At 51.1% G+C, this 22223-nt stretch carries 28 protein-coding genes and 2 pseudogenes; 12 read left to right on the top strand and 18 right to left on the bottom strand.

Features of this window, described 5'->3' with window-relative positions; all coding sequences use genetic code 11:
- Nucleotides 1-13: 13 nt before the first annotated feature.
- The 3 genes from ABLU88_RS12505 to ABLU88_RS12495 are packed head-to-tail and all read left to right on the top strand — an operon-like array spanning nt 14 to nt 2164.
- A complete protein-coding gene (locus tag ABLU88_RS12505) occupies nt 14-841 on the top strand; it encodes an SDR family oxidoreductase (RefSeq protein ID WP_348836652.1) in 828 nt (275 codons plus the stop codon).
- Nucleotides 835-1746: a dihydrodipicolinate synthase family protein gene (locus ABLU88_RS12500; protein ID WP_348836650.1), complete on the top strand. Its 912-nt coding sequence runs from the start codon at nt 835-837 to the stop codon at nt 1744-1746. The genes ABLU88_RS12505 and ABLU88_RS12500 overlap by 7 nt, the downstream gene beginning before the upstream one ends.
- Nucleotides 1733-2164, top strand: a complete 432-nt coding sequence (locus tag ABLU88_RS12495) for a heme-binding protein (protein WP_154062796.1) — start codon at nt 1733-1735, stop codon at nt 2162-2164. Before ABLU88_RS12500 ends, ABLU88_RS12495 begins: the two co-directional genes overlap by 14 nt.
- 136 nt (nt 2165-2300) lie before the next feature.
- Here the strand turns inward: ABLU88_RS12495 and ABLU88_RS12490 are convergent, their stop codons facing one another.
- Entirely contained in the window at nt 2301-3314 is a 1014-nt protein-coding gene (locus ABLU88_RS12490) for a LacI family DNA-binding transcriptional regulator (RefSeq protein ID WP_004117622.1), read from the bottom strand.
- A gap of 210 nt (nt 3315-3524) precedes the next feature.
- The gene (locus tag ABLU88_RS12485) at nt 3525-4556 is read right to left on the bottom strand and encodes a DUF1176 domain-containing protein (RefSeq protein WP_348836648.1); all 1032 of its coding nucleotides are present in this window, start codon (nt 4554-4556) and stop codon (nt 3525-3527) included.
- A gap of 382 nt (nt 4557-4938) precedes the next feature.
- Here ABLU88_RS12485 and ABLU88_RS12480 point away from each other — a divergent pair, with 382 nt between their 5' ends.
- The 4 genes from ABLU88_RS12480 to ABLU88_RS12465 all read left to right on the top strand — a co-directional run bounded on the left by ABLU88_RS12480 (nt 4939) and on the right by ABLU88_RS12465 (nt 7848).
- Complete coding sequence (locus ABLU88_RS12480; RefSeq protein ID WP_348836647.1) at nt 4939-5733, top strand: DNA/RNA non-specific endonuclease; 795 nt, start codon at nt 4939-4941, stop codon at nt 5731-5733.
- Between the two features lie 289 nt (nt 5734-6022).
- The gene (symE, locus tag ABLU88_RS12475) at nt 6023-6346 is read left to right on the top strand and encodes an endoribonuclease SymE (protein WP_186006381.1); all 324 of its coding nucleotides are present in this window, start codon (nt 6023-6025) and stop codon (nt 6344-6346) included.
- Between the two features lie 158 nt (nt 6347-6504).
- Nucleotides 6505-6939, top strand: coding sequence for a VOC family protein (locus ABLU88_RS12470; RefSeq protein WP_348836646.1), 435 nt, complete (start codon nt 6505-6507; stop codon nt 6937-6939).
- A gap of 165 nt (nt 6940-7104) precedes the next feature.
- Entirely contained in the window at nt 7105-7848 is a 744-nt protein-coding gene (locus ABLU88_RS12465; RefSeq protein WP_064406598.1) for a hypothetical protein, read from the top strand.
- A gap of 229 nt (nt 7849-8077) precedes the next feature.
- On the opposite strand, the gene ABLU88_RS12460 is transcribed toward ABLU88_RS12465, so the two are convergent.
- The 13 genes and pseudogenes from ABLU88_RS12460 to arsH all read right to left on the bottom strand — a co-directional run bounded on the left by ABLU88_RS12460 (nt 8078) and on the right by arsH (nt 17190).
- Nucleotides 8078-9085 carry a restriction endonuclease gene (locus tag ABLU88_RS12460; RefSeq protein WP_232719030.1) on the bottom strand — a complete coding sequence of 336 codons (1008 nt, stop codon included), beginning with the start codon at nt 9083-9085 and terminating at the stop codon, nt 8078-8080.
- A 250-nt stretch (nt 9086-9335) separates the two neighbouring features.
- Complete coding sequence (locus ABLU88_RS12455) at nt 9336-9677, bottom strand: TA system toxin CbtA family protein (RefSeq protein WP_021530985.1); 342 nt, start codon at nt 9675-9677, stop codon at nt 9336-9338.
- A 20-nt stretch (nt 9678-9697) separates the two neighbouring features.
- Complete coding sequence (locus tag ABLU88_RS12450) at nt 9698-10039, bottom strand: type IV toxin-antitoxin system YeeU family antitoxin (protein ID WP_348836644.1); 342 nt, start codon at nt 10037-10039, stop codon at nt 9698-9700.
- A 10-nt stretch (nt 10040-10049) separates the two neighbouring features.
- A complete protein-coding gene (gene radC / locus ABLU88_RS12445) occupies nt 10050-10592 on the bottom strand; it encodes a DNA repair protein RadC (protein ID WP_348836643.1) in 543 nt (180 codons plus the stop codon).
- 12 nt (nt 10593-10604) lie between these two features.
- Nucleotides 10605-11048: an antirestriction protein gene (locus tag ABLU88_RS12440; RefSeq protein ID WP_182245860.1), complete on the bottom strand. Its 444-nt coding sequence runs from the start codon at nt 11046-11048 to the stop codon at nt 10605-10607.
- Between the two features lie 30 nt (nt 11049-11078).
- On the bottom strand, nt 11079-11900 hold the full coding sequence (locus tag ABLU88_RS12435) for a DUF932 domain-containing protein (RefSeq protein WP_071257415.1): 822 nt from the start codon (nt 11898-11900) through the stop codon (nt 11079-11081).
- Between the two features lie 119 nt (nt 11901-12019).
- Nucleotides 12020-12493, bottom strand: a complete 474-nt coding sequence (locus ABLU88_RS12430) for a hypothetical protein (protein WP_317356268.1) — start codon at nt 12491-12493, stop codon at nt 12020-12022.
- 71 nt (nt 12494-12564) lie between these two features.
- Nucleotides 12565-13017, bottom strand: a complete 453-nt coding sequence (locus ABLU88_RS12425; RefSeq protein WP_032728828.1) for a hypothetical protein — start codon at nt 13015-13017, stop codon at nt 12565-12567.
- A 35-nt stretch (nt 13018-13052) separates the two neighbouring features.
- Nucleotides 13053-13769 carry a WYL domain-containing protein gene (locus ABLU88_RS12420; RefSeq protein WP_348836640.1) on the bottom strand — a complete coding sequence of 239 codons (717 nt, stop codon included), beginning with the start codon at nt 13767-13769 and terminating at the stop codon, nt 13053-13055.
- 243 nt (nt 13770-14012) lie between these two features.
- On the bottom strand, nt 14013-14888 hold the full coding sequence (locus tag ABLU88_RS12415) for a GTPase family protein (RefSeq protein WP_348836639.1): 876 nt from the start codon (nt 14886-14888) through the stop codon (nt 14013-14015).
- 192 nt (nt 14889-15080) lie between these two features.
- Nucleotides 15081-15623, bottom strand: a complete 543-nt coding sequence (locus tag ABLU88_RS12410; RefSeq protein ID WP_348836638.1) for a DUF3916 domain-containing protein — start codon at nt 15621-15623, stop codon at nt 15081-15083.
- A 348-nt stretch (nt 15624-15971) separates the two neighbouring features.
- Nucleotides 15972-16190, bottom strand: coding sequence for a hypothetical protein (locus ABLU88_RS12405; protein WP_023329307.1), 219 nt, complete (start codon nt 16188-16190; stop codon nt 15972-15974).
- A 300-nt stretch (nt 16191-16490) separates the two neighbouring features.
- Nucleotides 16491-17190, bottom strand: a pseudogene (gene arsH, locus ABLU88_RS12400) (arsenical resistance protein ArsH).
- An 85-nt stretch (nt 17191-17275) separates the two neighbouring features.
- Between arsH and ABLU88_RS12395 the strand changes: the two are divergent.
- From ABLU88_RS12395 to arsC, 3 genes are read left to right on the top strand one after another with little or no spacing between them, the layout of a single operon-like run.
- Complete coding sequence (locus ABLU88_RS12395; RefSeq protein ID WP_032938043.1) at nt 17276-17596, top strand: metalloregulator ArsR/SmtB family transcription factor; 321 nt, start codon at nt 17276-17278, stop codon at nt 17594-17596.
- A 44-nt stretch (nt 17597-17640) separates the two neighbouring features.
- Nucleotides 17641-18930, top strand: a complete 1290-nt coding sequence (locus ABLU88_RS12390; protein WP_024274589.1) for an arsenic transporter — start codon at nt 17641-17643, stop codon at nt 18928-18930.
- A gap of 12 nt (nt 18931-18942) precedes the next feature.
- Nucleotides 18943-19368, top strand: coding sequence for a glutaredoxin-dependent arsenate reductase (arsC, locus tag ABLU88_RS12385; RefSeq protein WP_024274588.1), 426 nt, complete (start codon nt 18943-18945; stop codon nt 19366-19368).
- A gap of 303 nt (nt 19369-19671) precedes the next feature.
- On the opposite strand, the gene ABLU88_RS12380 is transcribed toward arsC, so the two are convergent.
- The 3 genes from ABLU88_RS12380 to ABLU88_RS12370 form a co-directional block, all read right to left on the bottom strand.
- Nucleotides 19672-20076, bottom strand: coding sequence for an H-NS family nucleoid-associated regulatory protein (locus ABLU88_RS12380; RefSeq protein ID WP_024274587.1), 405 nt, complete (start codon nt 20074-20076; stop codon nt 19672-19674).
- 563 nt (nt 20077-20639) lie between these two features.
- Nucleotides 20640-20867, bottom strand: a complete 228-nt coding sequence (locus tag ABLU88_RS12375) for a hypothetical protein (RefSeq protein ID WP_010434226.1) — start codon at nt 20865-20867, stop codon at nt 20640-20642.
- A 268-nt stretch (nt 20868-21135) separates the two neighbouring features.
- The gene (locus tag ABLU88_RS12370; protein ID WP_012543040.1) at nt 21136-21354 is read right to left on the bottom strand and encodes a cold-shock protein; all 219 of its coding nucleotides are present in this window, start codon (nt 21352-21354) and stop codon (nt 21136-21138) included.
- A 278-nt stretch (nt 21355-21632) separates the two neighbouring features.
- Here ABLU88_RS12370 and cspF point away from each other — a divergent pair.
- A pseudogene (cspF, locus tag ABLU88_RS12365) lies at nt 21633-21845 on the top strand (cold shock-like protein CspF).
- Between the two features lie 75 nt (nt 21846-21920).
- Complete coding sequence (locus tag ABLU88_RS12360) at nt 21921-22091, top strand: YnfU family zinc-binding protein (RefSeq protein WP_305955329.1); 171 nt, start codon at nt 21921-21923, stop codon at nt 22089-22091.
- The last annotated feature ends 132 nt before the right edge of the window (nt 22092-22223 follow it).

Below are 22223 nucleotides of genomic sequence, written 5' to 3'. Positions count from 1 at the left end.
AGGGGAAAGGACAATGGAAGACACGTTATTCTCGGTTAAAGACAAGGTCATCATCGTGACCGGCGGCCTGGGACAGCTGGGGGCGCAGTACGTGAAGACGTTACACGACCGCGGCGCGAAGGTGGCGGCGCTGGCCACCCGCGTCGATGCCGCGCGCGTCGACCGCGTGCTGGGGGCGATTAAGGACTCCGACCGCCTGCTGTGCGCGGAAGTGAATATTACCGATAAAGCCAGCATTAACCGGGTGCTGGATAGCATTGAAGCGAAGTGGGGCGTCCCGGATGGCCTGGTCAACAACGCGGGCGTCGACACCCAGCCCAGCGCGCCGCCGGAAGTCTCCGGCCCGTTTGAAGAGTTTCCGGAAGAGGTGTTCCGCGAGGTAGTGGAAGTGAACCTGGTCGGCACCTTCCTGATGACCCAGCAGGTCGGCAAGCGCATGAAACAGGCCGGCAAAGGCGGCTCGATCATCAACGTCGGTTCGATCTACGGCGTGGTCTCCCCTGTGCAGGATATCTATAGCTACAAAAAAGAGGACACCGGCATTCCGTTCGTCAAACCGGTGGCCTATTCGGCGGCAAAGTCCGGGCTGTATAACTTTACCCGCTACTGCGCCACCTACTGGGGGCGCGACGGCATTCGCGTCAATACTCTGACCCTCTCCGGCGTCGAGCGCAGCGATCAGGACCCGCGCTTCCAGAAAAACTACACCAACCGTATCCCCATAGGGCGGATGGCGAAAGCCCACGAGTACAACGGCGCGGTGGTGTTTTTGCTCTCCGCCGCCTCGGTCTATATGACCGGTTCCAACGTGGTGGTGGATGGAGGCTGGACCGCATGGTAAGCGATAAATGGCAGGTTTTTCGCGGCATTATCTCCGCCGTGGTGACGCCGATGCACGCCGATGAGTCGGTGAACTACGCGGCGCTGGACGCGCTCGCCCGCGCCCAGCTGGCGCGCGGGGTTGAGGGCTTTTACTGCTGCGGCTCCTCCGGGGAGGGGCCGTTGCTGCGTTTCGATGAGCGCCGGCAGGTGCTGGCAACGCTGGTGCAGTCGGCGGGCGGTCGCGTGCCGGTGATCGCCCACGTGGGGACGCCGCGCACCCGGGATGCCGTCGAGCTGGCGAAGCACGCCGAGCAGGACGGCGCCAGCGCGGTGTCGCTGGTGCCGCCCTACTACTACAAATATAGCCGCGAGGAGATTATCGCCTACTACCGTCGAGTGCTGGACGCCATTTCGATTCCGGTGATTTTGTATAACATTCCGCAGTTTACCGGCGTCGAGCTGGACGCCCAGAGCGCCGATGCGCTGCTCGGCGATGAGCAGGTTCTGGGGGTGAAGCATACTTCGCATAACCTCTATTCGCTGGAACGCATGATCGCCCGCTACCCGGAGAAAGTCTTTTTTAACGGTTTCGATGAGATCTTCCTTTCCAGCCTCGCGGCGGGCGCGACGGCCACGGTTGGCACCACGGTTAACCTGCAGCCGGAGCTGTTTCTCGCCCTGCGCAGCGCTTTTCAGCAGGGCGACATCGCCCGGGCGCAGCGCCTGCAGCAGCAGATCAACGAGGTGGTGGAGCAGCTGGTCGCGCGCGGCGTGTTCCAGTCGGCGAAGTATCTTGCCGCGAAAGAGACCGTCGATACCGGCCCCACCCGCGAGCCGTTTGTGGCGCTGACGGCGGCGCAGAAAGGCGAGCTGGATGACCTCTATCTGCGCTTAAGGGGGTATATCGCCTATGCCGGACAATGACGCGCTCTGTCCCAAGATCCGTCTGAACGATAGTGTTGTGTGCCAGCAGGTCGCGCGGTTTTTACAGGAGACGGAAAGCGATGCGCGAACCCGGGGGCTGGCGGTGGCGGTTGTCGGGCCGGAGGGCGAGCTCATCGCCTTTGGCGCGCACGCTCGCTGCCCGCCGCTACCGCGCCAGCTGGCGCAGCGCAAGGCCTGGAGCGCCCTGCGCTTTCGCCGTCCGACGGCAACGCTGGCGCAAGAGGTCAGCGCCGGCGCCCTGCAGCTGGCGGTATTTAACGACCCGCAGCTGCTGGCGATGCCGGGCGGCGAGCCGGTGATCGTCGACGGGCTGGCCATTGGCGGCGTCGGGATCAGCGGCCTGCCACCGGAGCTGGACGCCGGGCTGGCGGCGCAGTTTGTTCAGCGATTGACTTGATGAGGGATCGTTAAGGGTTCCCGGATTGCGGCGCCCGCGCCTTATCCGGGCTGCCAGCGCGCGCAGGATGCGGTATCTGTAGCCCCGGCCAGCATAGCGCAGCCGGGGATTGACATGTTCACACAAGCCGTGTCATTTACTGGCTCCGCTGCTTCTCCACCGACAGCGGGCGGTGAATCAGGGTCATCGGCACGGTGATCTTCACATCGGCATTTTCCCCCTGCAGCTTCTGCTGCATCAGATGAAACGCGTGCTGCGCCCAGGCGTCCTCATCCTGGCGCATCGACCACACCGCGTTCGGCAGAAATCCCAGCATCTGATGTTCATCGAAGGTGCCGATGGGAATATCCGACGGAATAAAGCCGTAGGTTTCCCGCAGCGCGCTCAGCGTCCCTTCCAGAATGGGCAGAGAGGAGGCGATAAACGCCTTCGGCGGCTCGCGGTGCTGACGCAGAAAATCGAGCATCAGCTGTTTGCCCTCTTCCTGACGGTTATGGCTGGCGGACAATATCCACTCCTTGCCGGCGGGCAGCTCGCTCAGGTAGCCCTGCAGACGACGCTGGATCGACGGCTGCTGGGTATCCCCGGCGATAAAAAAAATCGGCGAGACGTCCACCGCCTGGGTCATCGCCTGCACCAGCTTTTTGCTGCCGTTGTAGTTATCGCTTACCACCAGCGACACGTCGCTCTCGCCAAAATCGCGGTCGAGCAGCACCAGCGGCCGCTTGCGCGCTACCTTCTGGTGATGCAGCTGCGTTTCCCGGGTAGAGGGCACCACGAAGAGCCCGTCAACGTTGCGCGCCAGCAGTCCTTCAACCAGACTGTTTTCATGCTCGCTGTCGCTGTAGGTGCAGGCAATCATTAGCTGATACCCCGCCTGACGGCAGCAGGCTTCGAGCTTTTCCGCCAGGGTGGAGAAAAACAGGTTGGATAAACGCGGGATCACCAGCCCTAAGGTCTCGGTTTTATTGAGCTTCAGGCTGCGGGCGATATGGTTAACGACCAGCCCGTTCTCGGCGATGTAATCATTAATACGCTGCTGCGTTTTGGCGCTGATGCGATACTGCTCAGCTTTGCCACCCAGCACCAGGCGCACGGTGGTAATCGAGATTTCCAGCGCCCTGGCGACTTGCTCAACGGTTTTGGCCATAAACTCATTTTCCATAACGAACAGAACGGCTTAATCATAAACTAATTCGAGTTAGCAATACATTAGCCGCGCTGTTATTTTGAACAAGGCATCAGTTTTCTGACGCCACTGGCGCTGTCGATGGCGATCCCGCTACGCGGACGATCGTTAAGATCCTTCCCTGTCCTCCCTGTCGGCGTGTGTGCCGGGAGAGATTCTGGCCGCATGATTTCACTTTGCCGGTTTAACCTCGGTCACCCAGGTGGGGAGATCCCATGTCCCGCCGAGGCGAAGATAGCGGCACATCCCAGTGGTCGCTTCACGGCTTTTGCGGAACGTTGTGCCATCCCAGAGCCAGCTCGCCGTCCCCCAGCAATCGCCGAGCCCTCGCCCTTTCTGGCTCATAAAAATCTCGCCGTCGCCATACTCAGAACCGGAAACCGTAATAAGCGTTGGATTACCCTCAAGTTTGCTATCCACAACCCAATAGCCGTATCCCTCGTTATAGGCCGCCCGCCAGCACAAGGCCGAAATCAGGGAATGCGCGTTATCCAGCGGCGTCAGGCTGATGGTTTCAGCCTCCTCCCCCTCCTCAGGCTGGAGGCGATCGCACCAATCATCGTTATTTAGCGTGGCCAGAAGCTTCGGCTTGAGCACCGCCAGCTCAGGCGCGGTTAACGCTCTCTCCTGCGCCTTCTCAGGCATGACCCGGTGAATGACCGGGGCAGGAATCGCTGCCCGGACGCTGCTTTCCGGCCTGGCGCCTTTTTTGGTCAACGCGCCCGGCGTGCCGATTCGCCCCTGAACATCGTCCATTTTCAGCAGTACCGCGTAAGCGCCTTCGCCGGAAAGCACAAATGGCGCCTCCCCGCCTGTAAATTCGACCTTCCCGCTGCCTTTGATGGCGTTAATGATCGCCCGGGCCTGTTTCTCCGACAGCGGCCAGCTCTCTTTTGCTGGCTTCACATCGCCTGCCGGCTGGCCATTGATCCACAGCGTCAGTTTGCCCGGCAGAACGTCGCTGTCGGTCACCTCCGCCAGCATCAGCTCTCCCGAGACGGCGGTGCCCGCTCCGGCCTGGCGGGTCAGCAGCACCGAACCTCCGCTTCCTTCTTCAGCGCTGTATCCCGCCGCCCGGCAGGTCAGCGTGTTATCACACACCACTTCCCAGTCTTTGTGGCTGAATGAAACGCCTGTTTTCGCCAGCGCGGGGAGACTAAGTACGGCCAGTGCCAGCACGCCTCTCCAGAGTTCCTTTTTCATACCTTCTCTCCTTAATCGGTCATCCGCGTAGTCTGAATAATCCCCCGCTCAGAGAGAAGCGTTTTCCCCTGCCGCGACATTTTTCAGACAACGACATGGATGCCGCACCGCTTTACGCTTCGTCGGGCATATTCCCCCCGTTCAGCCCGGCTGAAAATAGCGGGCTTGAGAGTCTGGTCACCTCATTCAACATCATTTCTGGGATCACAAAATAACATCCGCCGTGATGTTAAATCATCTTGTGATATTCCGCACGGCTGTGACCGGCTAACTCTTTTTACGCTCTCACTTCATCTTTGCGATTCATAGCTGAATTCCGCTCCGGTTATTCAGGGGGTTCTTTTATGCATCGGTTCATCTTTTCTTTGACGTCATCAATAATATGAAGCTATCCCGAGTATTCAGCGTACTGCCGTCGCTATTTTTTGCCGTCGCGTGCGCTGCCGCATCATCCGGCGTGGATCATTGTGAAGTGGGCTGCCCGACCGGCGGAAGCGCGCAGACGCTGGTTCGCGAAGCCTATACGCTCAATAACAACAGCCAGCGCAAATTCGCTAATTGGGTGGCGTATAAAATCACCAAAGCCAGCCTGGCCAGCGGGCGTGCGCGCAGCTGGAAGCGCGATCCGGATTTACCCGGTGCGGATACCCTTGCCCCCGCGGCATACAAAGGGGCCAGCGCAGCATTGGCGGTCGATCGCGGGCATCAGGCGCCTCTCGCCGGGCTCGGCGCCAGCGCAGACTGGCAGGCGTTAAACTATCTTTCCAATATCACCCCGCAGGCCTCCGACCTGAATCAGGGGGCGTGGGCGCGGCTGGAGGATAAGGAGCGCGCCCTCGCCGAGCGCCGCGACGTGGCGGCGGTGTGGTCCGTTACCGGGCCGCTGTTCGAACGGCATATCGCTACCCTGCCCGCCGCGCCCGAGGTGGAGCTTCCCAGCGGCTACTGGAAGATTATTTTTATCGGCTCCAGTCCGGATAAAGGCGAATACGCGGCGTTTTTGCTGGATCAGGCAACGCCCAAAAGCGCCAGTTTTTGTGATTATCAAGTGACGGTGGAGGAGATTGAGCAGCGGACTCATCCGGCGCTCTCGTTCTGGTCCACCCTGCCGACAAGTATCGCCCGCCGCCTGAAGTCCCGGAAGGGGACGCTGGCTAAAGAGATGGGGTGCCCATAATTGGGCATAGGCATCCTGTTGCGCGCATTATCTCGCTTTTGTTTTTTGAATCTGCTTTGCGGTTATTTCAGCAATATCAGGAAAGGCATTTTCCACAGGCGCTAATTAATAGCATCACGCATTCTGTTAATTCTTAATTTGCGGTTAAAGACGTTTATTATGTCCGATTAAAGTCTGGACTTTATTTTTATTACTGGTTAGGTTTACAGGTGTTATTTAGCGCGGTGCGAATGTGTTGGCGCACACCCGCACCGCTGATCACAATTACTATTTCGCGAGAATAGCAACCATGACTAGTGCTGATTGTATTGTAGATTCGTTTGATCCAGAAGTGTCGCCGAAAAATAAGCGTCAGTTGACGGTGAGTTATGTGAGACGTTTGCCAGATCGTCGTCTTGTTCCGGCGCTGATCATGAAGGGCGAGTGGCTGGCGGCGGCAGGGTTTTCGACCGGCACCCAGGTGGAGGTACGGGTGATGGAGGGCTGTATTGTGCTGACGGCGGTTGAGCCGGAACCGGAGCTGGAAGCCGCGATGCGCAGGGTGGAGAAGCTGTCGGCCAGGAAGCAGAAGCAGGTCAGAGAGTTTATCGGGGTGATTGGGGGACGGGGTTGAGGGGTCAGGATTGCGGTGACAGACAGGATTTTAATGTCATGCTCTATTGACTGAGATTCATCGTCATCCCGGGCCTGTACTCATCCATCAAATCCGTACAACGCTCCTTTTAGATAACGGATAAATACCTGTTAATACGACTGAATGAGGAAACCATCATGGAGACTTACCGATTACATCGCGGCAGGCTTATCGACCATATCCAGCTTGTGGTAAATGATTTCGAGGCCAGCAAAGCGTTTTATACAGCCGTGCTGGCGGTCCTTGAGATCCCTGTCGTGAATACCTACGACGATTATTTTTGGGCTGATGAGCTTGTTGTTTCATCGATGAATAGCCCCGGTTCCGCAGGTAAGCCGACAGGACGCCATCATCTGGCTTTCCAGGCCAGGGATCGTGAGACGGTGGATGCTTTTTACCAGGCGGCGCTGGCACACGGCGGCTGTGATAACGGCGCACCCGGTGAGCGAACTTATCACCCGGGGTACTACGCGGCCTTTGTACTCGATCCCGATGGTAACAATATCGAAGCGGTTTACCATGGCGAGGGGGAACGCAGTGCAGCATCGGTGGAGATTGGCTTCAGTATTTAAGTATAACGGCCTCCGGGCAGGGGTCGTATTGGGCGGTTGGCATTAAGTCAGACCAGGAGCCAGCCCAGGAATTAGCCATATCGAAGCCCTCATAATAATGAGGGCTACATAAAATAAATTCAGTGTTGTAAATTCATTGTGTATTCATTTTATAAAGGAATAACGATGGGAGCCATTAACGAGATAGATATTGCAAAGCTGGTTTTGCTACCCGCGATTTTATATGTGGCTAAAAAGATCATCGACTGGGCGGGAAAAGTGATGTCCAGCCCGCCAGCAAAGCGAAAAATCCGCTTCGAAAAGGTACCTATTGAAACAAAAATAGAGGTGCTGAATAAAATCGCTGAGATAGCGAACGCTGAGATACCCGACACTAAACTCTCGAGGACGCATCAGACGGTACAAATGAAATTTTTATATGAGCAGATCGGGATTACTCTTCCTGTCTGGCACGCCCATCAGCTGATCGCGTTTATCGCTGATAAAAATATCGGCTCATATGATGTACGATTAATGAGTTTCCTTAAAAACCCATCCTTATATCGTTGTGAAGAAAATCATTTTTCTGTCGATGCTGAAAAAATAAAAAAATTTCACATCGTTAGTGGAGGTTTCTGGCTAATTTCAATCGTCATTTTTGCCTGCGCCTGGTGGACAACAATACAATCGTTACTGGCCAGCGGGGCTGTAAATTCAGCTATCGCATTTTCACTGTTTTACTTTATTTCCGCTATTGTGGTCACTGGCTTTATCTTTAGCCAGGTTGGAGAAACCTGGCAAAGCGCCAGATTCGCCAGGCTGTTTGAAAGGTGGTGTGAGGATGAAGCGCGGGTGGAAAGTGGGGAGCATGCTGTGCTAGCCGCATCGGGGCCAGAAGAACAGATGCCTCAACAGGAGGTTTTCAAATGATGAAATGCAGATACAAAAAAGTATTTTAGTGGTCTGATTGGGGGATTTGGTGCGAAGGCCGGACTCGAATTTCACACCTAATAGACTGATATCAATATTATTTATAAACAGGAATAAATAGTTATACCCGCACTTGTACCCACAAGTTAAAATCCGTACAAAAAATAGACATCGCGAGTGGGTATAAAGCCATACCAGTAGAACACTGATATGGCTGTTGAAGCAAGACTCAGGCAGGCAGGAACGTTTTCTTCAGAGGCACCAAAAGTTTAGTCTCGATATCAACTTGTTCGTAGTTCTCAATAAGCGCACGGACGAGATCATCAAGTGTCCAGAGCGTCAGTGGTATTGTCGAACGGTCGGCTTCATATCGAGCATCTTTCGTAAAACCCCCTGTACTGACATAAAGCCCGCGATCGTCTTTATGGCGACCGCCGATAAAGCTGCGTATCTGTTGGCTTCCCATCTGTTCCCTGCGGTGCTTTACTTCAACGATGATACGCGGATTTTCAAAACCGAACCCATCAGGTGAAGCAATGATGTCTTTACCCCGATCAGCTCCCGCAGGTGAGACCTGCGTTTTATAGCCCATACTGCGTAAAACTCCGGCAACAAGATTTTGCATCTCATCCCAGTCAAGAGAGTTGATACGATCTTTGATACCCTCAAACGCCAGCATTTCCATATCGCGAAGCGGATCAGAAACAACCTCATCTTCATCCATCGCAATTGGATTCTGAGTAATTACATCTGTAGTGGGTTTCTTATCCTGCAAAAGCTCTTCTAGCGCATATTCTGGAAGCTGGAAAACCGTCAGCGTAGAACCCAATGTGTTTTTGGTAACAACAGACAGTCTATCGCGGTCGATTTCTTGAGTATTCCATTTAACCTGCCGAGCGATACCCATCCCCTCTTCCACCCATTCAGGATGATACTGGAAGTCTGAAGTAACTTTGCCTAGCAAATAAGTACGGTTGGCTGGCGAATAGGTAATAACCCAATCACCCTTTTGGATCTCATTCACAAAACGCCAGACCTGCGATGCGCCAGAACGGGCTGTTCCGAGCTTTGTTAAGGGATCAGCCTCCTGGTATAAGGCGAGTAACTGGGCTCGGGATAGGCCGGGTTTGACTAATGGAGCCAGCTGAGACCAACCGATGCCTACAATTTGCTTATCGCGAAAATCGTCATAGAGCTTGCCGCCGTCACCGCGGATCATCCACATTCTGTTGCCCATACCAGTCCCTTCATGAGGAAAAGAAATTATGCTGGATCATAAGCTTGTTCGTAGTATGCGTCAAAACCATCAACAACGACGGCCCAGCATTCCCGGATTGTGCTTGCGATAATGTGCCTAGTTAAAATTACAGCTTCAATTTGCATGATATTTCGTCCATATAAGTAAAAGCACCAACCAGCATCGGCAGGTGCTTTTTGGAATGAGTAAATTGAATAAGTAAGGAAAGCTGCAGTGTGAATCAGGAAGGCTATTCCCAATGTTCACCGTGCCGCGCTTTCAATAAACCTGTTGCCTGTCGCGCCCGCAGAATATCGACTGCCCGCAGATATGGGGACTGTTCTTGCCAGTCGAATCCCCTGCGATCAATACGAACCAGCCCGTACTTTTCCACCAGAAAATTAACAGCATCGGCCAAAGATATACCGGCATCGATATGTTCCTGAATTACCGTTTCATCACTGAATGGCGTGTCGTTGAGTGTCAGGCCATAATGTTGTTCCAGCAGGCGTGCAAGCAGCATTTGCCAGACAGCCACGGGCGACAGACATAGCTTCGCCGCCTGCGGATTTGTTGCAGGTAGAGTTTTCATATTTGCTCTTGTGAAAGTAGTTAACGATGGGTGGAGTAAACGGCGATGTATACGTAGCCGCAACTGCCAAGGGTATCGGCTTCGCAGGTGAAACCATTGTGGTACAGGGTGACGCGGTGGGCATGGCGAGGATTCATTTCACCAGTAGTCAGCATCGATTCCATCTGGCTGATAAAATGCGGGAATGCCACATCCAGCTTAAGACATTCTGCTTCGATGAACTTACCGGTGATACTGGCCCGGTCAGCCAGATAGTGCAGCCGGTTTCCCTCCTGTACCAGACGAGCGCCAAAGCAAGGTGTCACATTACGATTCAGACCCCACTTGAGAAATGAATCGTTCTCTGAGTCAGTAGATTTCATTGAAGTGCCCTCACATCCAGCCTCGCTCTGCAAACGACACAATTCCATCTGAACCGATAACCAGATGATCGAGAGTGTTCACATCAACTAGTGCCAGCGCTTCTTTAAGCCTGCCCGTAATGTTGCGGTCACATTGGCTGGGCTCCGGATCACCAGATGGATGGTTATGCGCCAGCACAACAGCAGCAGCATTGAAGCGAAGCGCTGACTTCACCACCTCACGGGGATGGACCTGGACATGGTTAACCGAACCGGCAAATAGCGTTTCACTCTCCAGTAAACGGTGTTGATTATCGAGATAGAGCACCATGAACACTTCCCGTTCTTGTCCCGCCAGCTGTAACCGAAGCCAGTCACGAGCAGCTGAACTTGAGGTGAAAGCCATACCGGGCTGGCGCAGATATTTATTCAGCAGGTTGATAGCGCGGCGGATGGTGCGTTGGGCATAGGGTGTCAATCCGGATGTAGCAGGAAGCAGGCAGCCCTGCTGAGCCATAACCGTTAGCGGAAAGAGTTCGGGCTGCGATGACATCGGGGATAATGCGGTACTCATGCTCGGTTCTCCTCAGTCGATGAGATGCATAATGGCGCTGCACTCTGGATGGTTCAGCGCGAAGTCACGTAAGCGATAATAGTGCTCAGTCATCGCGTCACACTCGGTACGACAGGCATGGTGGCTGTATGCCATCAGGCAGGTGACAATCCCTGCAGCTTCGCCAGTAAATTCCGCGCCGTTGCCGTTCATACTGTTGAACAATGTCCACTTCTCATCTTGCTCTGACTCAGGGGCCATAAAAGCGCCACCGTTACTGAGCGTCAAAAAATTCCAGATACCGCCGTGATAATCGGTACAAAGCCGGTCCATCCAGGCAAAGATTTGGGGTTCAAGGGTTATCCATTGCGGGATGGTGCCAAATTGCTGTGGCCAGAAGCCGATGCGTAACTCGTCAGGGACCACTGAGGCAGTAATTGCGGTAAGCTCCGCGAACTGATGATTTTGTGTATTCATTAAACTATCTCCTTATGCCGGAACGGTTGTTTAACGCCCGAAAAAATCGAGCATGTTTTCTGCCATAACCCACAGGGCGCGATTGAGCTTCACATCGCCATCAATACCGGTAACAGCACGGGTGCGGCTGCTTTTCCCCTGAGCGGTTCGCCCTGACAATCCCCCTTTCATCAGGTTCTCCTGCACGCGCTGGTATACGGTCCACAGGTCATCGCTGTAGTCCTCCCGACGACGTGGGGTAAGCAACTGCGATACCGTGACCGGCTGGTGGTCTTCACCAAAGCGATACTTCAGCGCAGCATTCGCCAGGGCGTTACGGGCTGGTTCTGGCAGTGCCAGTAACTGCATTGCATCGCGCTTCTCCTCCACCCGGTCAAACACACCGAGCACTTCGTAAGCCCCTTCAATCACCTTCTCAACGACATTCCCTTTATGTGGTACCCGCACTTCGCCGAATGACTGACCGCAGACCAGACCATTAGTACAGACGCCACGAAACAGTCCCGGCAGCATCTGGTAGCTTGATGAGCCGTCATGGCTGTTAAGCAGAATGATTTCCGGCACCTGATGTCCGGTCAGTTGACCGGCACGACGCAGGCGAAGCATATGTTTGGTGTGTTCCCGCTTGCTCTGGTCGCGAACCTTTGTCTGGCAGGCAAAGAACGGCTCAAAGCCTTCACGCTGCAGGTTTTCGAGGATGGTGATGGTCGGGATGTAGGTGTACCTGTCTGAACGAGATTCATGCTTGTCACTCCCGAACACGCTGGGTACATGACTCATCAGCTCTTCGTGGGTCAGAGGCCGGTCACGGCGTATCTGATTTATACGACCAAAGCGGCTGGCTAATCGCATGGCTAACTCCTTATCTGATAATGAATTAAAAACAAAAAGGCCATGTTCCCGAAGGAGCATGGCCTGTTGCTATCTGGTGTTGGTATGTTGTGGGGTGGAGAGGTCTGAAATGTAAGTAACTAATCGCTGTAGTGTGTGGTCCGGCACTCACTGAGGTCAGACAGCTCTTTTTGCGTATTCTTCAGACCCGGACTGAAAGTGCCTACTTTTTTATCGCTGACATAAACATCGAAATTTGCTGCCTGCCCCAGTGCGTCAATAAATGACACCCAGGCATTATCGCCATTCCTCCAGCCGAGGGATGAAGGTAATGGGAACTGACTGTTATCCATGACGACCGTTATTTCCGTCCCGTCGTCATGAGAACTTACTGATGTTCCATCAGGCAGGGTGAGATTAACGCCGTGTTGCAGAATATTCTGCGCATCCGGATTGCCAGTACAGTTCAGATTAAACACCACCTTATCCGGGCTGGTAATGTTATATTCGGTCACGCCCATCCCAAAACCACTCGTCCACATATTGGGAATAGCCTGTGCTGTTGATACAGAAGCCAGCATAGCTAATGTAACTATTACATAAGGCAGTCGCATAATGTTGTCCTCAAATCATGTAATAAAGCTTTTGTTATTTAAAACAATAAAGTAACGAAAAAACAGTGGGATTATTTTATTTGTTTGTAGCGAAACGCTTCTTTCCCGGCATAAATCCCGACGAGATCGTCATAACGAGGGTCCTTTTTATTCGGGCGGAACGTTACTTTCATATCGGGACTGCACATATCCTTCATGGTGAGATTGAATTCTTTACCTGGCGTAATGGTATACCCTGTTGCCACATCGTCTTTACTGGGAGTGATCCACCCCCAAATGCCACCCGGACAATCTCTGGAAGGTTTCGAGCGAACAACAATAAACCATCCCATTGAATCCACTTCCGTCGCTGTACACAGTTTTCTGACCTGTCGGTGGGCATCACACCAGAATATATTCCCACTCTTATTATTCACTGCCGCAGGCAGGAACCCGCTATAAGGACGTGCTGCGTGAGCATTACCTGCGATAAGTAAGGGGAACAACATGACTGGCAGTAAAGACAATAAGTTCAATTTTTTCATTACATTAACCTTACATTTAATTATGGAGCCCATCTCTAATCAGTTTGTCCGGATTGCCCCCGACTTTCTGAGGGAGAAATTGAATTCAGCGACTGCTGAATAAAACGGAAATGGGGTAAGGCAGAGATAAAATGCTTATCCTCCGACAGTTGATAGAGAAGCTCACTGCGAATAAATGTTTCCCGCGATGGCCTTACCAGACGAATCTCATCCAGTCGGAAGACACGTAATTGCCTGTTATGTTCAGCGACCAGATACCAGTAACCGTCCAGAGCGATTAGCCGGTAAGGTGCAACGGCCTCATGACGCTCCCCTTCAGTCAGAACGGTGATGCGCTGACATCCCGAAATAGCTCTGACCAGCCTGTAGAAGCAGAGCTTTCCTGCCGGGGGATGAGGTCTGTCCTGATGCCATACCAGACAGGGTCGATCATCACAGTCCAGCAGACTGCTGACCAGTCGCCGGTCAAAACCCGGGAAAACCCCGGCCAGCCCTGTGCGGTGAGCAAAGGTCAGAATATCTATTTCCTGCCGCGTACTGTGAATATCCGAGCGCAGACTGCACTGTCCCTGGTAATAATCCAGATCGAGATACATCAAACGTTCCCGAAAGTCACGACGTAACGTGCGCTCTGACACCCCGAATTCAGTTGCCAGTTTGCGGATAAACAGAGTTTCACCGGACACCAGACGGCTGATAATCAACGACAACCTGACGGCAAGTCGGTCATGTCGCCGTTCCTGAAGCGTCATGAAAGATTTCTCCTGAGAAGTTAACTCTCTGAATTAATAATGATTACTTTAAAGGAAGGGGTGGACAGGGTATGGACAACATCGGAACTATTTTTTATGAGCGGTCAGGGCTTGTGAGTGCTCGTCTGACAGGTAATGATGCTTCGCCTGATTTAATTGATGATAAAACGCAGTGGAAAGGACATGTCCACAATCAACACATCATTAACAACCAGTTCATCATTCGCAGAGAAAATTGCGATATCAGAAGAAAATCCAGTCCCAGACGGCACGGGCAACGGTCACCACCGCATCACGCACAGTACGAATCACCGTTTTCAGTGGCGCAGACAGGAACGACGATAACTCAGCCGTATCGAAAATCCGGCTCACAGCGTCACCGAAACTGTCACGGGCCTGCGACTTTACCGGCTCTGTGCAGAGTCTCCCGTGCAGTTGTGTCACCACCGGGCTGGTGGCGCGGTCAGGCAGACAGCGCATCATGTTTGCCACCATCTCCTCAATGCCCCATCCAGTGCTGGCGGACACTACACAGACCGGATGATGCGGTTTAAACATCGCCATAATCGCAGCCTGCTTCGCTTTAAGATTTCCCTGTTGGTGCGGTGAAGGTTTACTGGTGGGGGTATCCCATTCATGACAGGGTTCGATTTTGTCGGCCTGGTTAATCACAAACAGTACCTTTTGCCTGTAAGGTTGCATCACGCCGTGCCAGAACTGCTCGTCCACGGTCAGTGCCCGATCGTCGGCCTTAATGACCCACAGCACCAGGTCCAGCTCCGGCAGCATACGACGGTACAAGGCTCGGTACTCATGATCCCACCGCCCGTTTTCACCTACACCCGGTAAATCGACAATTACCAGACTGTGACTACCACTGCGTAGTCGGAAGCGCAATACGTCGCGAGTACAGGCGTTCACGTCACTCACCGGGGATACCTCGCCCCGGAAAAGTTCGTTGCAGAGAGAGGATTTACCAGCACCACTTTTGCCCATGATGCCAATCACCGGCTCGTAATGGGTCAGGTTCTGGATACGTTCAAGAATAAGCTGGCGAAGTGTGAACGGAAGCGACGCGAGCGGTTGTTCAAGGGCCTGAAGGCAGTCAGGTTTATTCATACAGTAGCCTCAGCGTGAAAAATAAAAAAACCGCGTTCCAGTCAGGAAGGCGGGGATTCACAGAGATGATATCTATCTGAAATTATTTTGAATTTTAGATTAATATACAAAGGACCTTGTGTAGCCCAGGACTAAACGAGATCCGCTTCGTGCCAAGAGCGGACGTTCAAGTAAACATAGAAAACAGCACTATCACATGAGCTGTCCATAATACCAACGCTCTCCGGTGAACCATTCATCACGATCCTCACTCCCATAGTATTCGAGCGTAATACCCAGTTCCTGCACATTAATTGGAAGAATGAGCCCCCACTCAGCAGCTAGACTGCGCTCTTTAATCAAAGCGGAGGCACCATTTTCAGAACGGTCTTCAGTAATAAAGCTTTGGTAATAGTCTTCTGATCGATAGAGACAGATTTCGCTTGTAAACATATCCGGAAGGCATATAACCGCAGTAATCCGGGGGCTGTAATTCATACCAGCAGTTGCTGTTATAAGATTTGAACAAGCATTAATCATGGCTTGCGCGCAATCTGCTTTGGTTTTAAGTGTGCTGTACTTTCCCTGAACAAGGTTAATCTCTACCGGGATTTTGAAATTCCAGTAATGCTCATCCTTTGAAAACACGCTTCGTTGAGGGTTATGAAATGTACCAGCCCAACGGTTAAGAGCTTTCAAGCGGCGTGGAATATTTCTGACTTTGGTTCGATGATCTCTGTTAAGCCGTCTGCTCATGATTATTTTAATTTTCACCCTTTTAAATGATTTAGGCTGTGTACAGCTAATCGTTAAGCATTAATGTAACTCACCTTTCTCGATTTGAAACGCCTTATGGCCGCTCCTCGCTCATAGCGGACAGTTTCATCCCTCTGTGCTCCCATTAGCCTTCATTGGCTCATATGTGGCTTTCGAGAGCTCCGCTGGTGCCGGCCTGTCAGCGATACTTGCGCAGCAAACGCGCCGCGCATATACGGTTTGGGCTTACCTTTTATCAAACGCTTAGACTACTATTCGCCTGCGAAATTTTTTGGATAAAAGTCATCATCACCAATGCAACATAGAAAAATGCTTAATTAAAAGTGCTCACGCCTGCATCCCCTTACCCCGTGCCAGGTTAATTCTTTCAACGCATTCCTTAAACGCTTTGAGTTGCTCCGTAGAGAGTTCAGATTCATCGATTTTGACCAGAAGAACGTTGAGAGAGCGTTCAATATCATTTTTAATTAACCGTAAGCAGATAACCTTAACCCAACGTGGAGAGAACTTACTGAGGCCAATTGCTCTTGTGATTTGAAATTTCATGCGATGCCTCTCAAGCGCCAGTGTGCCGGTTTTCAACCTCGGTTATAACACGCAATGGACAGGACGTCTGTTATTCCTTCGCCTAAAATTTAGCATGAAGCGCTTAGCTTGGGTGCAACCAGGATTTCATTAAACATCAAAATTAGTTTCGCATCATGACGCGCAAGCGCCACGTCATAAACAGAGTTACTAGCTCACCTTAAGGTAGTTTTTCATATTCTGACACAGGATGGGATATCTCCTTTATGCCATAGCGGATGTTATTAATCTCATGCAGAATGGATTCATGAAAAACATACGTTAAATTTTGTCCTGATTGACACGGGATGAAAGCTCCTGATAGCTCTCTTTTCTCTCGCTGTAACGATCTGCAAGATAACCAGTTTGTCCCTTAAGCAGCACAGTGATTTTAAACAGCTCCTCGGCTAGATCGACGATACGGTCATACCATGACGAAGGTTTCATTCGGCCGTTTTCGTCGAACTCTTGCCATGCCTTAGCAATGGATGACTGGTTGGGGATAGTGAACATCCTCATCCATCGGCCCAGAATGCGCATTTGGTTCACCGCATTAAAGGACTGCGAACCACCGCAGACCTGCATCACTGCAAGTGTTTTGCCCTGTGAAGGACGAACCGCGCCTTCACTTAAGGGTATCCAGTCGATCTGCGCCTTCATAACTGCGCTCATAGCCCCGTGCCGTTCCGGAGAACTCCACACCATCCCGTCACACCATCTGACCAGACCGCGTAGCTCGGTGACTTTAGGATGCGTGTCCGGAGCATCATCCGGCAGGGGTAAACCGGAGGGGTTAAAAGAGTTTTACCTCCGCGCCCATCGCCGTCAGCAGGCGACCAGCTTCTTCCGCGGCAAAGCGGCTGTACGAACGCTCTCTTACTGAGCCATACAGGATTAGAATCCGTGGCGGCTCCTGCAGGTGCAGGCGTTCAGCGATGTGTAGATCAAAGCATTCGGTGTTCAGGGCAGGAAATTGTTCCATTTTTCTCCTTCGGAGAGAACAGATGATTTCAAAGTCAATATATATGATTTAACATATGTATATTCTAAAGGGAATGGAGTGATAAATGCTACAACCTGTTCAGCTTTTCAAAATCCTGTCGGATGAAACTCGGCTCGCCATCGTCATGATTCTCCGGGAGTCAGGAGAACTGTGCGTTTGTGATATCTGCGCAGCCATTTCCGAATCACAACCCAAAGTCTCGCGACATATGGCTATCCTTCGTGAGGCCGGGCTGGTTCTGGACCGTCGTGAAGGCAAATGGATCCACTATCGTCTGTCACCCCACATACCGGCATGGGCAGCTGAGACAATCACGACGTCCTGGCAGTGTATGCGGGAGGATTTGTGTAAATGGCTGGATAAATCAGCCTGCACCTCCTGCTGAGAAAAGAAAACAAATTCACATAATCATATATAACGGAGTCTGAGATGCTTTTGGCGGGGAGTATATTTTTACTGACGTTGATACTGGTGATCTGGCAACCCGGAGGCCTGAGTATTGGCTGGAGTGCGAGTATCGGGGCTGTGCTGGCGCTGGTAACTGGAGTCATCCATATCGCTGATATTCCCGTTGTCTGGAATATCGTCTGGAACGCGACAGCGGCATTTATTGCGGTCATCATCATCAGCCTGCTGCTCGATGAGTCCGGCTTCTTTGAATGGGCCGCACTGCACGTCTCCCGCTGGGGTAACGGACGTGGCCGCCTTTTGTTTAGCTGGATAGTCTTGCTTGGGGCTGCTGTTGCTACACTGTTTGCCAATGACGGAGCCGCACTGATCCTGACGCCGATCGTAATTGCGATGCTGCTCGCACTGGGATTCAGTCAGGGCACGACACTGGCCTTTGTCATGGCCGCAGGATTTATTGCAGATACGGCCAGCCTGCCGCTCATTGTTTCTAACCTGGTGAATATCGTCTCGGCGGACTTTTTCGGTCTGGGCTTTACGCAGTATGCCTCCGTGATGATCCCCGTAGATGTGGCCGCGATTACGGCCACGCTGGTCATGCTGCATCTCTTCTTCCGCAGGGATATTCCGGTGACGTATGACGTTTCGCTGCTGAAGACGCCTGCCAGTGTGATAAAGGATCCGGCAACGTTCAGGGCGGGCTGGATTGTCCTGTTTTTGCTGCTTGTCGGTTTCTTTGTTCTGGAACCTCTTGGGATCCCGATAAGTGCGATAGCCGCTACTGGCGCAGCAGTACTGTTCATAGTGGCGAAAAGAGGTCACGCCATCAACACAGGAAAAGTCCTGCGCGATGCACCATGGCAGATAGTTATTTTTTCACTGGGCATGTACCTGGTGGTCTATGGCCTGCGCAATGCAGGGCTCACGGAGTCTCTGTCTGACGTGCTAAACCTGCTGGCAGAAAAGGGGTTATGGGCAGCAACGTTCGGCACCGGCTTCCTGACCGCGTTCCTGTCGTCGGTAATGAATAACATGCCGACGGTGCTGATTGGTGCGCTGTCGATTGACGGAAGTACGGCGACAGGCGTCGTCAAAGAGGCAATGATTTATGCCAACGTGATTGGCTGCGATTTAGGCCCGAAAATCACTCCGATTGGCAGTCTGGCAACCCTGCTGTGGCTACATGTGCTGGCACAGAAAAACATGACCATCACCTGGGGATATTACTTCCGCACCGGCATAATCATGACCCTGCCCGTGCTTTTCGTCACTCTGGCTGTGCTGGCGTGGCGGCTCTCTGTCACCTTGTAGCGAGATATTGATATGAGCAATATTACCATCTATCACAACCCGGCCTGTGGCACCTCACGTAACACGCTGGAGATGATCCGCAACAGCGGCAACGAACCGACAATAATTTATTATCTCGATACTCCCCCGACCCGTGATGAGCTTATTAAACTTATTTCAGATATGGGGATTACAGTGCGCGCCTTGCTGCGTAAAAACGCTGAACCTTATGAACGCCTGGGTCTTGATGAAGAGAAATTTAGTGATGAGCAGTTGATTGATTTCATGCTTCAAGATCCAATCCTGATTAATCGGCCGGTAGTCGTTACGCCGCTCGGTACTCGTCTTTGCCGCCCTTCGGAAATAGTGCTGGATATTCTTCCGGAAGGTCAGAAAGGAGCGTTTACCAAAGAGGATGGCGAGAAGGTCATTGACGAAACGGGAAAGCGGGTTAGGTAATCTGTCCACTTCAAGATATCGGACGCCTGTTTAATCTACGAGGGCGTCCGCTTGCCGTTCACTAAAGACCTCCAGCCTACTAACCCCGTCCGCATTATGCTATGAGAGGAAAAACTGTGGTGTTGGCTGCATTACAACTGCGTAATGTCACCATTAATACCTTCTTTACCCAGTTTATAGCGCAACATAATCTCTTCATGAAACACCTTGTTGAAGCCGGTTACGAACCAGATGCTTCTCGACGATCCTCTAAGGATGGTTGTGGGCTATCCGTAAAAAGAGCCGGGTATGCCCGGCTCTTTTTTAGCTGATTTCGAAATCTTTTAATTCTCCACCTTCAGCAATCAGATTTGAGATCCGCTTCGGCATTCGCCCCTGACCTGACCATGTTTTTGACTCTCCAGTTTCGTCAGTATATCGATACTTCGCGGGGCGGGGGGAGCGCGTCCTTTTAGCCTTACCCGGAGAGCCAATAGCAGCTAAAAGTTCGGAGGGGTCGATACCCTCATCAAGCATCATCTGACGAAGTGTTTCCAGTTTATCGCGGCGCTGACTTTCATTTGCAAGACGTAATGTCTCTTCTTCTCGTCGTTCTATAAGAATAATTTTAAACTTTTCCAGAACATCTTCCAGTACATCTAATGACATTTCACGAGTCTGAGAACGTAAGGTACGGATATTGTTTAACTGTGTAAGAGCATCTGACATAAAGAGACCTTATAAAGTTTTTTCGTTGTTCAGCAAATACCAATGTCGACGGTTGCTCATCAATCCGATTTTTCTTACTGAGCATTTTAATCCGATTGGTACATATTGTTATTAACGAGGTTTAGACTACTTATATAAATCTCTTATCGCAAGACAAAATTAAGAAGAATGTGCAAGAACTAAATTACAACTCCTACGAAATGTCCATGCATTTTTGAAGGTACTTAAAACTATGATGCCAGGAGTCATCCGGAGAGCCTTTTTATACCCTCATAACTTATTGCTTCAGTCACACCTGATGAGATTTAAAATGAGGAGAGACAGCGCCGCCACTTAGCAAGGTTTTCACAAATGGCAAGATGGCACGCAGGGGGGAGACACCTGCATTTTGTCAGAGGGTAGCGAATTACTCTCTCTTTATAGAGACGTTTCTAAAAAAGTGTAATGTAAAAAAAAAGCCTGCTGTTAGCAGGCCATAAATGCTTTTAACTCATTTTTTGTTCGATTCTGATAAATAGGGTAAGCATGCAATTAAACGTGGAGCAGAGAGCATGACAAAAATTCTATAAATATTTCCTGGCCGCATCAAGTATCTCCTGTGACGTTAACTCCCTGTCAGTAGCCACGTAAACAATACCATGATCGCCAGTTAAGGAAGGAAAACCTGCAGACATAATCCGAAGATGTGTTTCTTCACCGTTTGGATATTCCTGCCTGATAGAGGATATACCTTCCAGAACGGTCATGACTTTACAGGATTCAGCATTAAAGAAAACAAGGACTTTAATCATATTCTATTACCCTGTTCTCTCGTGGATATTAACTGGCAGATGCCATTAAGGTCAAAGCCATTACGCACTTCTTATTTAACATGTGGTTAGCTTGTGCTTTTAGACTTTTTATGCAGTAGTACTGCACTTCATCACATCGCTTAGCATACTCATAATTTTGAAAAATATGCTGATCAGATATTAAGAATAAACGACTTTCATCTGATTTAAGTTATGGATCTGTCTACTCAGGAATAATCCTTCATCGTTATCGCAGGCCCACAATGATTTATTTATCGCAAAGTGTTACATTTGCAGCAGCAGGACCCTTGTCTCCGCGGTGAATGGCGAATTCAACTTTCTGACCTTCAAATAAAGTTTTAAAGTTGTCGCCATTAAGTGCAGACAAATGGACAAAGATATCTTTGCTGCCATCAAGAGGAGAGATGAAGCCAAAACCTTTGTCTTCGTTAAACCATTTAACCAGGCCCATAATTCTCGAGGTCATACTGACTCCGTTATACATGATTGTATTGATAGTAAACGTATAAGATTAAACGTATGGACTCAAAAGAGGGGATATCAACGATAGCGCCTGGTAATGAGAACTGCCCGGAAAATTTCTAACTTTCATTAGTACATCGAACTGATGGGATTCATTAAGACACAGGGAATCGATATAAGCAAATTATCTTTTAGCCGTCCAGAGGTCCTGTAGGGAAAATAAAAGTGGCTGAATGCCATTTTCAATGTATAGTCTTTACGTGTTTTCAATAAGGAATTGACTTGTCCCATAAAATGACAGGAATTGTCAAAAGCTTTGATATTCTTAGTGGTAAAGGCCTCATCATCCCATCTGATGGACGAAAAGACGTTCTGCTTCACATTTCAGCCGTTAACTCTCGCTAATCAGAATTACTCATCCCTGGAAGCCGCATAGAGTCTTGCCGGATAAACGGTCTCAGGGGGCCTGTGGCTGCGAACATTTATCTTTCCTGATTTTCAGTATGTCAAAATAGATAGATTAAAACTTAACCACATGTGGTACGGTGAAGCTCATTCATTGAAAGGTTAATGGTTATGTCTGTTATCAATTACGCAATGAAATTCTTCAGCAGTGCGTCTACTGCCACTGCTGCCTGTCCTGTTTGTGGCTTAAAATCAGTACAACCGTTGTCAAAAATCCGGCTCAACCAAACCATGCTTTGCCCCGGATGTAAGGCTCTGTTTATCTCCCGACGCTAGCTCGACCAAAATCGCAGAACAGAGCTCATGTCCTATACTTATGTTAGATTCCGGCAGCTGTTAAATCCCTGATGCCTGACGCCCATCCTGAGAGAACGTTTCTGAACTGATTTCGCAACTGCTCCTGCGCGC

It is taken from the genome of Klebsiella sp. GW_Kp182, assembly GCF_040062275.1.
GTDB lineage: Bacteria > Pseudomonadota > Gammaproteobacteria > Enterobacterales > Enterobacteriaceae > Klebsiella > Klebsiella michiganensis.
This window is presented reverse-complemented; position numbering and strand designations above follow the sequence as displayed.